Annotated in this window: 12 protein-coding genes; 3 read left to right on the forward strand and 9 right to left on the reverse strand. The window is 47.0% G+C overall.

Going from position 1 to position 13,653, the window contains the following annotated elements; genetic code table 11:
• Nucleotides 1-14 precede the first annotated feature (14 nt).
• The 5 genes from lptB to ICN15_RS00780 are packed head-to-tail and all read right to left on the reverse strand — an operon-like array spanning nucleotide 15 to nucleotide 3,600.
• Nucleotides 15-782 carry an LPS export ABC transporter ATP-binding protein gene (gene lptB / locus ICN15_RS00760; protein ID WP_216200603.1) on the reverse strand — a complete coding sequence of 256 codons (768 nt, stop codon included), beginning with the start codon at nucleotides 780-782 and terminating at the stop codon, nucleotides 15-17.
• The gene (lptA, locus tag ICN15_RS00765) at nucleotides 779-1,351 is read right to left on the reverse strand and encodes a lipopolysaccharide transport periplasmic protein LptA (protein WP_216200604.1); all 573 of its coding nucleotides are present in this window, start codon (nucleotides 1,349-1,351) and stop codon (nucleotides 779-781) included. The genes lptB and lptA overlap by 4 nt, the downstream gene beginning before the upstream one ends.
• Entirely contained in the window at nucleotides 1,348-1,992 is a 645-nt protein-coding gene (gene lptC, locus ICN15_RS00770; RefSeq protein ID WP_216200605.1) for an LPS export ABC transporter periplasmic protein LptC, read from the reverse strand. The genes lptA and lptC overlap by 4 nt, the downstream gene beginning before the upstream one ends.
• A gap of 11 nt (nucleotides 1,993-2,003) precedes the next feature.
• A complete protein-coding gene (locus ICN15_RS00775; RefSeq protein ID WP_216200606.1) occupies nucleotides 2,004-2,576 on the reverse strand; it encodes an HAD family hydrolase in 573 nt (190 codons plus the stop codon).
• Between the two features lie 31 nt (nucleotides 2,577-2,607).
• Entirely contained in the window at nucleotides 2,608-3,600 is a 993-nt protein-coding gene (locus ICN15_RS00780) for an SIS domain-containing protein (RefSeq protein ID WP_216200607.1), read from the reverse strand.
• Between the two features lie 11 nt (nucleotides 3,601-3,611).
• Between ICN15_RS00780 and ICN15_RS00785 the strand changes: the two genes are divergently transcribed.
• Nucleotides 3,612-5,594 (forward strand): monovalent cation:proton antiporter family protein, encoded by a 1,983-nt coding sequence (locus ICN15_RS00785; protein WP_216200608.1) that lies wholly within the window; start codon nucleotides 3,612-3,614, stop codon nucleotides 5,592-5,594.
• On the opposite strand, the gene uvrA is transcribed toward ICN15_RS00785, so the two are convergent.
• The gene (uvrA, locus tag ICN15_RS00790; RefSeq protein ID WP_216200609.1) at nucleotides 5,595-8,483 is read right to left on the reverse strand and encodes an excinuclease ABC subunit UvrA; all 2,889 of its coding nucleotides are present in this window, start codon (nucleotides 8,481-8,483) and stop codon (nucleotides 5,595-5,597) included.
• A 37-nt stretch (nucleotides 8,484-8,520) separates the two neighbouring features.
• On the opposite strand from uvrA, the gene ICN15_RS00795 reads away from it, so the two are divergent.
• Nucleotides 8,521-9,705, forward strand: coding sequence for an MFS transporter (locus ICN15_RS00795; RefSeq protein WP_216200610.1), 1,185 nt, complete (start codon nucleotides 8,521-8,523; stop codon nucleotides 9,703-9,705).
• 81 nt (nucleotides 9,706-9,786) lie between these two features.
• Nucleotides 9,787-10,242 carry a single-stranded DNA-binding protein gene (gene ssb, locus ICN15_RS00800; RefSeq protein WP_216200611.1) on the forward strand — a complete coding sequence of 152 codons (456 nt, stop codon included), beginning with the start codon at nucleotides 9,787-9,789 and terminating at the stop codon, nucleotides 10,240-10,242.
• Nucleotides 10,243-10,316: 74 nt separating this feature from the next.
• On the opposite strand, the gene queF is transcribed toward ssb, so the two are convergent.
• Genes queF through ilvA form a run of 3 tightly spaced genes read right to left on the reverse strand, consistent with a single transcriptional unit; the run spans nucleotide 10,317 to nucleotide 13,601 of the window.
• Complete coding sequence (gene queF, locus ICN15_RS00805; RefSeq protein ID WP_216200612.1) at nucleotides 10,317-11,144, reverse strand: NADPH-dependent 7-cyano-7-deazaguanine reductase QueF; 828 nt, start codon at nucleotides 11,142-11,144, stop codon at nucleotides 10,317-10,319.
• On the reverse strand, nucleotides 11,144-12,052 hold the full coding sequence (locus tag ICN15_RS00810; RefSeq protein WP_216200613.1) for a 5'-nucleotidase: 909 nt from the start codon (nucleotides 12,050-12,052) through the stop codon (nucleotides 11,144-11,146). The genes queF and ICN15_RS00810 overlap by 1 nt, the downstream gene beginning before the upstream one ends.
• Nucleotides 12,053-12,080: 28 nt before the next feature.
• A complete protein-coding gene (gene ilvA, locus ICN15_RS00815) occupies nucleotides 12,081-13,601 on the reverse strand; it encodes a threonine ammonia-lyase, biosynthetic (protein WP_216200614.1) in 1,521 nt (506 codons plus the stop codon).
• Between the last annotated feature and the right edge of the window lie 52 nt (nucleotides 13,602-13,653).

The raw sequence follows: 13,653 nt of genomic DNA on the forward strand, positions 1-13,653 counted from the left end.
AAAAACCAGCCTATTTACATGCGGAAGTTTTCACCCAGATAGACTCTTCTGACGGCGTCATTTTCAATGATTTCATCTGGCTTCCCTTCCGCCAAAACGCTACCCTCGCTAATAATGTAGGCGTGATCACAGATGCCCAAAGTTTCACGAACATTATGGTCTGTAATGAGCACGCCAATTTGGCGGTCTCGTAAGAAGCGCACAATCCGCTGAATCTCCCCAACTGCAATAGGGTCAACTCCAGCAAATGGCTCATCCAACAAAATGAACTTCGGTTGTGAGGCTAAGGCTCTGGCGATTTCAACCCGTCGACGCTCTCCGCCAGATAAAGAAAGTGCTGGGTTATCACGCAGATGGCTAATTTGAAGTTCGCCTAACAGCTCATCTAAGCGATGGGCAATTTCAGGCTTGCTCAGAGGTTTACCACCTTGCACTTGAAGCTCCAACACCGCCTGAATATTTTCAGCCACATTGAGCTTTCTGAAAACGGAAGCTTCTTGCGGGAGGTAGGACAAGCCCATACGGGCTCGCTCATGAATAGGCAGGCGAGTGATATCAGTGTCGTCTAAAACAATACTGCCACCATCTAAAGGAACCAGGCCAACAATCATATAAAAAGAGGTCGTTTTGCCGGCGCCATTTGGTCCTAAGAGCCCAACTACTTCTCCGCACTTTACTTCCAATGAAACATCCCGCACTACCGTGCGAGAACCATAGCGCTTTTGGAGAAGCTGAGCGCTTAAGGTTGCTGATTTTTGAGTGCCGCTTGAATCGGGGATCATTTTTCTAGTGTAGCTTTTCTTCTTGGTGAAAGGAGGGCTCTAGCGAGCGGTAGATCCTCCACTTTGGCATTAGTAGGAGGATAGACTTGATAGCGCTGTGTGACGTCGTTATAGTCAATTTTCCAGCCACGTAATTGATCGAGCATTTGCATATTATGGAGGCGCTTTAAGCTAGCATCCCCGGTAAGGATTAGGAGTTCAGTTTTGGCGTTGTAAGAAACTGTTTGGCCAGTACCTTGCATAAACTCATTGGCCGGGCCTTCACGCCGCTGTCTAAAGCTAGCAGTCGATTCAGGTTTACCTTGCACATCAATGTATTCATAGCCTTCGGGGTCAACCTTGATGTTGCCTTTCTCGCCAGTAATCAGAATACTTCCTTTGGTAAGGAGCAGGCCACCTTCAAGATCATAGACTTGCTGCACATCATTTACTGATACCTTTTCAGACTCTAAAATGACGGGCTTGTCTTGATCTGCCTTTTCAGCACGGGCATTATTAGTGATGGCGGATACCAATACCAAAGTAAGTATTGTTAAGTGACGCAATACATTGAAGGGCATCAGGTTCATGGCTGTGCTCCCGGATTTATACGCTCTATGCGACCTTTTACATGCCCTGATAAAACCATGCTTTGCTCGATGTTGTTGAAAATGCCACCTTCAGTTGACTGCATGATGGAGACGCCTTGCTCAAGTGTAATCGGCTTATCCGTCTTAATAATGTCATCGTTAATCAGCACTTTGAAATAAGAAGAGCGTGCAAGCATGCGTGGTCTTGCAGGCTCAGTCGCTGTGGCAGCTTGGGGCGGCCTAAAAATTTCTGCGTTATGAATTAGATCTAGAGTAGTGAGGTCACCATCTAAATGTCCTGTATCTGCCTTGACGGTGACTGGTGATTTTTCCGGCGGGAACAGACGTATACGGGGTGTTTCAATATCGATTGAAGCGTCATCATCATAGTGGATCACTTTTTTGCCAAGTACACGATATTTAGTGTTGCCGAATTCATTTAAGGCGGAAAGTGCACCACTCGTAATAGTGTAATCAGGTTCATGTAACCGAACTCGTTCTATGGCGGATTTTTCAGCTGGTACATTTTTTTTTACCAGCCAAAACGTCGCGAGAGTGAGTGTGCCCATCAAGATTAAGGGCGTGAGGCGTAATAAGGCTTGCCCTATGCTGAGTTTGATTTTTTGAGCGTTGATTGGCATCGCTGAAGGTCTTAAGCGCGCGCCTGTGAAAGCAATTCTTCATAGCGATTTTGCGCTTTCAAAAGCAGATCGCAGAGTTCGCGTACTGCACCACTACCCCCAGAGCGGGAGGTAACAAAGTGAGCAATTTCTTTTACGGCTTCATGGCCTTGCGCAGGGCACACCTTTAATCCGGCAGACTTCATCATTTGGAAGTCAGGCCAATCATCACCCATAACTGCGCAATCGCTAGACTTAAGTCCGAGACTTTGCGCAATCTCTTCTAAAGCCGCAGCCTTATTTTCAACGCCCATTTGGACATGTTTAATGCCGAGCTCTTCACAGCGCGCCAACACCATTTTAGAGCTACGCCCTGTAATGATGGCAGTAGAAATACCAATTTTTTCTAAAAGCTTGATTCCCAATCCATCCTGAATATCAAAAGCCTTAAGGGATTCTTTGCCATCATCGCCAATAAATACCTGACCATTTGTGAGAACGCCGTCGACATCTAATACCAAGAGTTTTACTGTGCCAGCGCGATCCCAAGCCTGAGGATATTGGCTTAATGGGTTAGTGTTATGGGGATGAAAAGCGGTTGGCATAGGTAGAGATCGATGAAGGTTTGAGACTGTCTTAAATGACCTTGGCCGCAAACAAATCGTGTAGATTGAGTGCGCCAAGCAATGTGCCGTGAGAATCGGTTACTACTAAATGGTTGATGCGATGTTTCTCCATCATCTCAATAGCTTCTTCTGCCAACAGCTCAGGAGGAATGGTGCGAGGAGCTGAGGTAATGGCCTGCTTTAGAGTGAGCCCATCTAGATTGGTACTTTTCTCAAGCAGGCGTCGTAAGTCGCCATCCGTGAAAATGCCGGTGACTTTATTTGCATGATCCAAAGTCACAACCATACCCATTCGCTTGGCAGTCATCTCTAGAAGCGCTTCTTGGAGTGAAGCAGAAATTGCAATTTTCGGAGTTTCATCTAGGGTTCGCATGACTTCACTAACGTGCATGAGCTGTTTGCGACCTAAGCGCCCACCCGGGTGGGAGCGTTGAAAATCTTCCGCTTGAAAGCCGCGAGCATCTAGCAATGCAACTGCGAGCGCATCTCCCATGGCTAGCGCAGCGGTTGTACTAGTAGTCGGTGCAAGATTTAGAGGGCAAGCTTCTTTTTCAACACTAGTGTCTAAATGGGCATCTGCCAATTTCGCTATTGAGGATTGTGGTGCGCCGGTGAGTGCAATCAGTTTTGCGCCTGTACGTTTAACGATTGGAACAATAGTCAGCAGTTCATCGGTTTCACCAGAATTTGATAAAGCAACAAAGACATCGTCACGAGTTACCATACCCAAGTCACCATGACTAGCTTCAGCAGGATGAACAAAAAATGCGGGGGAGCCTGTGGAGGCAAAGGTGGCAGCAATCTTACGGGCAATATGCCCCGATTTGCCGATCCCAGAAACCACAATGCGACCTTTACAGGAATGAAGCAGGTCGACCGCTAAAACTAAGGCGTCAGCATTCGCGCCTTCAAGGCGGTCACGCATGGTGTGCAGTGCAGCAGCCTCAATGGTGAGGGTGTCGCGGGCAAGCTTTAGGGTTCGGTCACGAGTCTTAGCTATCATGGGGTGAGTATATGCCGTCAGTCCTTCAGTTAACTCTCATCTTGCTGGCCTCTGGAGTAGCCGGGGTAGTTATTTTCCGCTATTTTGGGCTACCCCCTATTTTGGGCTATTTAGCCATTGGTGTCCTCATTGGTCCCCATGCCCTCGGATTGGCCAGTGATTCGGCTACGGTGAAGTATTTAGCCGAATTTGGCGTGGTTTTCCTCATGTTCTCGATTGGCTTGGAATTTAACCTCCATAAGTTGCGGGCTATGCGAACCATTGTTTTTGGGCTCGGTGGCAGCCAGGTCATTTTGACCATGATCTTGGCGATCCCTGCTAGCCTACTCATGAACTGGATCTACCCAATTTCCTGGGAGGCTGCCATTGCGCTCGGTGGCGCTTTGGCAATGTCTTCCACCGCAATTGTGACCAAGCTCATTTCAGACCGCTCTGAAGTTGAAACTGAGCATGGTCGGAACATCATCGGTATTTTGCTATTTCAGGATTTGGCAGTCGTTTTCCTCTTAATTTTGCTACCTTCATTGGGTAAAAATCCAGGGGATCTATTCCTTGCGCTTACTGCAGCTTCTATCAAGATTACGGTGGCGCTTGTGCTCATTTTTGTAATTGGGCAAACCTTGATGAGCCGGTGGTTTGGCTTGGTGGCTAAATTGCGCTCCCAAGAGCTTTTCATGCTCAATCTCCTGCTGATTGTTTTGGGTATGGCTGGACTGACAGAGCATTTTGGATTGTCCCTAGCGCTAGGTGCTTTCTTGGCAGGCATGTTGATTGCAGAGACGCCATACCGCCATCAGGTGGAGGAAGACGTTAAGCCATTTAAGGATGTTCTGCTTGGCCTGTTCTTTGTTACGATTGGCATGCTGCTAAATTTTGAGGTGATTTATCAGCAATGGTTATTAGTCTTGCTACTATTAATAGGCCCGTTGATTTTTAAGTTTAGCTTAATTGCTTTACTATCGCGTGCCTTTGGTTCGAGCCCAGGCATCTCTATTCGGACTGGTTTATGTTTAGCGCAAGCAGGTGAATTTGGCTTCGTTTTATTAAATCAAATTGATGGTTTAGATTTGATTGATCCTGCACTTAGTCAAGCAGTGTTAGCGGCGATGTTGTTATCGATGTTTGGCGCACCCTTCCTGATTCAATACAGCGATCGGATTGCCATGCGCTTCTCGAGTAACGAGTGGCTTTTGCAATCATTGGCACTCACGCGAGTAGCGGCAAAAAGTGTCCGTACTGAAAACCATGTAGTGATTTGTGGTTTTGGTCGCTCAGGCCAAAGTCTGGCACGGATGCTAGACCAAGAAAAAATCCCCTATATTGCTTTAGACATGCATCCCGATCGCGTGAAAGAGGCTGCCGCTGCCGGCGACAATGTGGTTTATGGCGATGCTAGTAGAGAAAACTATTTAGTTGCTGCGGGTTTGGCTAGGGCAAAAGCAGTGGTCATTACTTATGCAGATACCCCTGCCACATTAAAAGTATTACATCAGGTGGAGCATCTCCGTCCCGGTATGACTGTTCTAGTGCGCACTAAAGACGATGCCGATTTAGCTAAGCTTCAAGCTGCTGGAGCAACTGAGGTTGTACCAGAGTTAATTGAAGGTAGCCTCATGATGGCCTCGCATGTTTTGCTGATGATGGGCGTACCCATGCGTAAGGTGGTACGTCGCATTACAAGTGCGCGTGAAGCCCGTTATAGTTTATTAAGGGGCTACTTCCGTGGCGCTGCTGATGAGGATTTTGGATCTAATGAATCCTGGCGTTTGCACTCCGTAACCTTGTTACCAGAATCCATCAGTATTGGTAAAACACTCGAAGAATTGCATCTCGAAAACGAAGGTGTGAGTATTCAGGCGGTGAGACGGAAGATAGGCGGCTCTGACTACATCAAGCTAGAGCTCGTTCCAGAATTGCGTCTACAGGCTAACGATATCCTGGTGCTCTCAGGCAACTCAGAGGCGACGGATCTAGCCGAATCTAAGTTGCTCTGATTACTTCTTCTTGTTAGCTGGGACCTGTTTCCGAATCAGTAATGGCGCCAAGTAATGACCTGTAAAGCTAGCTTTATTTTTTGCCACTTCTTCAGGTGTGCCTGTAGCAATAATCTGCCCACCACCAGCGCCACCTTTAGGTCCTAAGTCAATAATCCAATCGGCAGTCTTGATCACATCTAAATTATGCTCAATGATGACGATCGTATTGCCTTGCTTCTTCAAGGTCTGCAGAACGGTTAGCAGCAGTTGAATATCATGGAAGTGCAAGCCCGTAGTTGGCTCATCCAGAATATACAAAGTCCTACCAGTGTCACGCTTTGAAAGTTCTAAGGAGAGTTTGACGCGTTGTGCTTCGCCGCCGGATAAAGTAGTGGCGCTTTGACCTAGTTTGACATAGCCCAATCCTACATCGAGCAAGGTTTTGAGTTTGCGTTTGACTATGGGTACTGCTTCAAAGAATTCATGTGCTTGCTCGATGGTCATCGACAGCACTTCATGAATATTTTTACCTTTGTAGCGAATATCCAAGGTTTCACGGTTATAGCGCTTACCGTGACACACATCACACGGGACATAGACGTCCGGCAAGAAGTGCATTTCTACCTTAATAACGCCATCACCTTCGCAGGCATCACACCGGCCCCCTTTGACATTGAAAGAGAAGCGACCGGCTTCATAACCGCGCTCGCGCGAAGCGGGGACGCCGCAAAAGAGTTCCCGAATGGGTGTAAATAGTCCGGTGTAAGTTGCAGGGTTAGAGCGGGGCGTTCTACCAATCGGAGATTGATCAACGCTAATGACCTTGTCAAAATTCTCAAGACCCTTAATCGCATCATGCGCTGCGGGCTCTGCATTAGAGCCATAGATATGTTGCGCAACTGCGTGATGTAGTGTGTCGTTGATAAGGGTGGATTTACCAGAGCCAGAGACACCAGTGACACAGGTTAACAAGCCTACAGGAATCTTTGCATGAACTGCTTGCAAGTTATTTCCTCGTGCTCCAATAATTTCTAAGAACTTGTCATTGACCGGAATTCGTTTTTCAGGAACGGCAATCCACTCCCGACCAGATAAATAAGCGCCTGTCAGAGACTTTAGATTGGCTTCCACTTCGGCAGGAGTACCTTCAGCGACGACTTCACCACCATGAATCCCGGCACCAGGGCCAATATCAATGACATAGTCGGAAGCGCGAATCATATCTTCATCGTGCTCAACTACCAGCACGCTATTCCCTAAATCACGCAAGTGTTTCAAGGTACCAATGAGACGATCATTGTCTCGTTGATGCAATCCAATGGAGGGTTCATCTAATACATACATCACGCCCGTAAGACCAGAACCAATCTGAGATGCCAACCGAATACGCTGTGCCTCGCCACCAGAGAGCGTATCAGCACTGCGCTCAAGTGAGAGGTAGTCCAAGCCCACATCATTTAAGAAACGCAGCCGCGAGCCAATTTCCTTTACAATCTTATCGGCGATTTCTCGCTTGGCGCCTTTAAGCTCTAGTGCTTCAAAATATTCTTTGGCTTCTTTTAAAGGCAGTGCACTGATTTCATAAATAGCGCGCGATTGCTTGCCATCACCCACTTTGACAAAGCGCGCTTCTTTGCGTAAACGACTGCCACTACATGCCGGGCACGTTTGCACATTTTGATAGCGAGACAATTCTTCTCGCACCGTCGCAGAGTCAGTCTCGCGATAGCGTCGCTCAAAGTTAGCAACAATGCCTTCAAAGGCATGCTCACGAATACTATTTTTGCCGCGCTCATTAATGTATTCAAACGGAATGGTAATGTCACCCGAGCCTAACAAAATCAAATCTTGTTGTTTCTTATTGAGCGTTTCAAATGGTTTCTCAACATCAAAGCCGCCATGCTTTGCTAGCGTCTGCAAAAGCTTAAAGTAAAACTGATTGCGACGATCCCAGCCTTTGATGGCACCGGATGCTAAAGACAGGTCTGGATGAGCAACGATCCGCTTTGGATCAAAAAAAGATTGATGACCTAAGCCGTCGCAAGACGGGCAGGCGCCCATGGGATTATTGAATGAGAATAGTCGCGGCTCAAGTTCTTGTAATGAGTAGGAGCAAATGGGGCAGGCAAACTTGCTCGAGAAAATCATGTCTTTGCCCGTATCCATATTGACGATCATGGCTTTGCCATCAGCTAGGCGTAGGGCAGTCTCAAAAGATTCTGCCAAACGTTGCTGAATATCCGGGCGAACTTTAATCCGATCCACTACCACTTCAATGGAGTGTTTATCGTTTTTCTTAAGTGTCGGCAATTGGTCGACTTCAAATATTTCTGCTTTGGCGGCATTGGTTGTACCGCCACCAGAGCGCACCCGAAAGCGGACAAAACCTTGGGCTTGGAGATCCTGAAATAAATCAACAAATTCTCCCTTACGCTCACTCACTACTGGAGCAAGGATCATGAGTTTAGTGTCTTCGGGCATCGCTAAAACGGTATCCACCATTTGAGAAACGCTTTGCGCCTCTAATGGGAGATCATGGTCTGGGCAGTGCGGAGTGCCAGCGCGGGCAAATAACAAACGCAGGTAGTCATGAATTTCGGTCACTGTCCCTACGGTTGAGCGCGGATTATGGCTAGTTGCCTTTTGCTCAATCGAAATCGCAGGAGAGAGCCCTTCAATCGTGTCGACATCCGGCTTTTCCATTAATTGAAGGAACTGGCGGGCGTAAGCAGAGAGGGATTCTACGTAGCGACGCTGACCTTCGGCATACAGGGTGTCAAAAGCGAGAGAGCTTTTCCCAGAGCCAGAAAGACCAGTCAAAACGACTAATTTCTCTCTAGGGATATCTAGATTGATGTTTTTGAGGTTGTGGGTGCGGGCACCGCGGATCTTGATTTCGTTATTCATGATTTTTTAGCGTAACTTGTTAATATAGCCCTTTCCCATGAATTCTTCTGAACTTCGCTCCGCTCTTGCCTTGGCAGGCATCTTTGGCCTTCGTATGCTGGGCCTTTTCCTGCTTTTGCCCGTTTTTAGCATTCACGCCAAAGACTTGCCTGGGGGCGATCAAGCCTTTTTGATCGGGCTGGCATTGGGAATTTTCAATATCGTTCAGGCCTGCTTCCATATTCCCTTGGGCAGGCTTTCTGATCGAATCGGTCGAAAAACGGTCGTTTTATGGGGTCTGTCCTTGTTTGTTGCGGGAGCCTTAATTTGCGCCACCAAGGACGATCTGCTTTGGATTGCAATTGGAAGAGGTGTCATGGGTGCTGGCGCCATTTCTGCTGCGGTTTCTGCTTGGGTTGCTGATCTGACTCGGGAGCAAGTGCGTAGTCAAGCCATGGCTTTGGTTGGCGCCAGCATATCTCTATCATTTGCGGTATCTCTGGTAGTTGCTGCCCCGCTTTATCGCATGATTAGCCTTAGCGGGATGTTTTTGGTATTGGCAATCTTAGGTGCCGTGGCAATGGTAGTAGCCTATTTTGTATTGCCAAATAACAAACCTGAAGTTCAGGCGCAACAAGATTCACTCAAAGTCGTATTTTTACGCCCAGAGCTCATGCGCCTCAATGTTGGCGTATTTGTTTTAAATGCTACCCAAGTAGCGATGTTTTTGGTGGTGCCACGCTTATTAGAAGAGGCGGGATTTCCATTGAGTGCACACTGGCAAGTCTATCTATCAGTCGTTTTGCTCTCTTTTGTATTTATGGTTCCGCTCTTAATTTACGGCGAAAAAAAACAGCGCATCCGACTTGTTTTATTGATAGCGATCGTTCTCCTCATTGTTGCTGAAATCATCTTCACTCAAGCTGCATCTGTGATGCTCATCGCTGTGGCACTGTTGATTTATTTTATCGGCTTTAATCTACTAGAAGCGTTACAACCCTCTTTGGTCACCCGTTATGCAAAAGAATCCAAGGGCACTGCTCTCGGTGTTTACAACACTACCCAGTCGATTGGACTCTTTATGGGGGCTGTCATTGGGGGCTGGCTAATGGATAGCCATGGTAATTTATCGGTCTTTTTCAGTGGTGCAGTCTTGCTTTTATGCTGGCTTATAATTGCTTGGTCAATGCGCGAGTTACCTGCGAGAACAGTGGATTCAAAGGATTTAACTGCAAAGGCATAGTCGTAGCTTTACTGATTCCATTTTATTTTTTAGCTACATTTCAGATTTAATTAATCGCATTATTTTTCTTCGGGAGACAACATGGCTTCGGTAAATAAGGTCATAGTGGTAGGTAATGTAGGACGTGATCCAGAAACACGCTACATGCCAAGTGGCGACGCAGTAACCAACATTTCAGTAGCGACTTCAGATCGCTACAAAGATAAGCAGTCTGGCGAAATGAAAGAAACCACAGAATGGCACCGAGTTGCTTTCTTTGGAAAGCTTGCAGAGATTGCCGGCCAGTATCTTAAAAAAGGTTCGCAGGTTTATGTAGAAGGTCGTTTGCGGACGCGTAAATGGACTGATGCTAGTGGCCAAGAAAAATATTCTACCGAGATTGTTGCAGAAACCATGCAAATGCTCGGTGGCAAGCCAGTAGGTGGCGGTGGTGATGGTGGTGAAAGCTACAGCCGCTCAAAGCCGGCTGAGCAATCTGCACCAGCATCTTCTAATGCTGCGTCACTTGGCGCAATGGATGACGATATTCCGTTTTAAATATTGCGTTCATTAGAACTGCCTCAAATAAAAAGCCCTTCTCGAAGGGCTTTTTATTTATCAATATATTTCGATTACTGTCTAGCATGACGCGTATTTTCCGGCCAAGGCGCATTGTGATCGGTGCGGAAAGGGTTGATATCTAAGCCACCACGGCGAGTGTAGCGAGCATAGACGGAGAGCTTCTCTGGTTTGCACTGTCTCTTAATATCGCAAAAAATTGTCTCAACGCAATGTTCATGAAACTCACCCAATTGCCTAAAGCCAATCAGGTAGCGCAATAAACCTTCTTCAAGAATTGGGCGCCCTTGATAACGAATTTGTACGCTCGCCCAGTCGGGCTGACCTGTAACGGGGCAATTAGATTTGAGTAGATGAGAAACCAAGCACTGCTCAATGGGTCCAAATGATTCATTCACCTCTAGTAAAGCGGGATCTGCTGCTAAGTTTGGATCTACATCTATATCAAGCCGGTCCATCAGTACCCCGCTCATTTCTTGCATCCCCTGTTTAGCAACTACTTCAGTTGGATGAATGCGAGTAGAAATTTTGCTGCCAGCCACCACTGATAAATCTACGATCAATCGATCCCGTACTTCACTTTCATCTTCAAAGCGAGCGCTATTGAAACTATTGAGATAGAGCTTAAATGATTTGGATTCAATCATATTTGGCGAGTTAGCTGGCACTTGAAATTCTGCTAAAGCAATCTGCGGTTTGCCTTTTTTATTCAGCCAGCTGAGCTCGAAGGCATTCCAAATATCCACGCCTACAAAAGGCAGTGCCTGATTCGGTTTGATATTAAGCTTTAGACGATTCTCAGCCCGCGGAATAGGAAATAGCAGGCTTGGATCATATTGATCGGGGTATGGTGTTGCTTGACCAAGAGAAATCGTAGGCATTAGGTTTTTTGTTTGTTAGATACGCCAGATACGACATGACCAGTAGGCGCTACTGATGCAGCGGACTGGCAGTGACCGGTTTGATCATCAAAGAAAAAGTCTGGCTCGAATTCACGTAGGAATTCCCCTTTAGAAAGTCCGCCGAGAAACATCGCCTCATCAACATCAATGCCCCAAGCCATTAGGGTACGTATGGCGCGCTCATGTGCAGGTGCAGAGCGAGCGGTCACTAGGGCGGTGCGGATCCGCATGCCTTTCTCGCTGGTCGAGCGTTGTAATCGATGCAGCGCTTCTAGCAGAGGCTTAAATGGTCCTGGCGGCAATGGGATAGCAGCCTTCTTGCTCTCATGATCAACAAAAGCCACCAAGCCTTCGCTCTGAAACACTTGCTCTGCTTCATCTGAAAAAAGTACTGCGTCTCCGTCAAAGGCGATGCGGATTTCTTTAGGGTGCGACTCTGCAGTTTTACTCGATTCTGGGTAGACACGTGCTGCAGGAAAGCCTGCATCAATCGTCGCACGCACATCATCTTCGTTAGCAGAGAGAAATAAGTTCGCTTGTAACGATCTTAAGTAGTGATAGGGTGGGCGTCCTCGGGTGAATACACCGCGCTCCAAACGTAAGCCGTGATGCTCCGCAGACCGAAATACCCGGAGGCCACTAACGGGATCATTGCGCGAGAGGATCACAACTTCAACACGTTGCTCACCCTCTTCATTAAAAGCCAGTAATTTTTTTACCAGGGGAAAGGCAACCCCGGTCTGAGCTGCTTCAGATAAGCGTTCTAATTGCAACTTCATATAAGCACTGTCATCAGTTGATTCGAAGATACGATTTTCTTCTTCGAAGTCAAACAATGCGCGCGATGAAATCGCTACAACGAGTTTTCCAGAGAGGGTGTATGACATTTACGAATTCGATCTTATATAAAAACGCTCATTTAAGAAACAGACGATAAGCTGGATTTTCGGTTTCATTCCAATGTGGATAACCGAGTGAAACCAAAAAGTTTTTAAACTTCTTCTGCTCATTTTTTGGTACTTGAATACCAACTAGAATGCGACCATAGTCAGCACCGTGGTTGCGATAATGGAAAAGACTGATATTCCAGTTGGGCGCCATGCTAGTTAGAAATTTCATCAGTGCACCTGGACGCTCAGGAAATTCAAAGCGGTAGAGCAATTCATCTTCTGCTAGTGCAGAGTGGCCCCCCACCATATGACGTAGGTGAGACTTGGCGAGCTCATCATGAGTCAGATCGATCGTTGCAAATTTTGCTTTACGGAAATGTTTAGCAATAGTTTCACTATCTGACGCCTTCTGTGTCCCAATGCCAACGAAGATATGCGCTTCACTTTGATCAGCGATACGATAGTTAAATTCTGTCACGTTGCGCTTGCCCAGTAATTCGCAGAAGCGTTTAAAGGAGCCGCGCTCCTCCGGAATAGTGACTGCAAAAACCGCTTCACGGAATTCGCCAACGTCAGCACGCTCAGCCACAAAGCCTAGGCGACTGAAATTCATATTCGCGCCACAAGCAATGGCTACTAATGTTTTCTTCTTAAGGCGATGTTTTTCAACATACTTCTTCATGCCCGCAATCGCTAAAGCGCCAGCAGGCTCCAGAATGCTGCGGGTGTCAGTAAACACATCACTGATGGCTGCGCAGATCTCATCGGTATCTACGGTGACAATCTCATCCACAACCCGTTTACAAATGCGGAAAGTTTCTTTGCCTACCAACTTCACTGCAGTGCCATCTGAAAAGAGACCCACATCCTTTATTTCGATGCGCTTATTGGCTTCTAGCGATCTTCTCATCGCATCTGAATCTACTGACTGAACACCGATGACTTTAGTCTTGGGACTAACTGCCTTGACGTACTCACCAATGCCGGAGATTAGGCCACCACCTCCAATCGCCACAAAAATGGCATCAATCGGCTCTTGGTATTGCTGAAAGATTTCTTGTGCAATCGTGCCTTGTCCAGCAATGACATCGGGATCATCAAAAGGATGTACAAAAGTTAAACCCCGTTTTTTCTCTAAAAGTTCGGAGTATTTGAACGCGTCACTATAGGATTCACCATGCAAGATCACCTCGACCCAAGACCCGCCTCGCGCCTTGACCGCATCGATTTTGACGCTCGGGGTCGTGAGGGGCATCACGATGACCGCTTTGCACTTCATTTTTGCCGCTGCGAGGGCAACGCCTTGGGCATGATTACCTGCTGAGGCTGCAATGACGCCTCTTTTTAGTGCTTCTGGAGGCAAATGCGCCATTTTGTTATAGGCGCCACGAAGTTTGAAGGAGAAAACCGGTTGGTTATCCTCCCTTTTGAGTAAAACTTGGTTACCTAAGCGCTTGGCGAGTTCGGGGGCTGCTTGGAGCTCTGTTTCCCTAGCCACATCGTAGACTCGGGCCGATAAAATTTTCTTTAAATAATTCGTTGCCATGCAATGAGCGTACCATGAATGGGCTCTAAGCCCTTAAATTTGCAAGGGTTTA

The organism is Polynucleobacter sp. CS-Odin-A6, assembly GCF_018882095.1.
Lineage (GTDB): Bacteria > Pseudomonadota > Gammaproteobacteria > Burkholderiales > Burkholderiaceae > Polynucleobacter.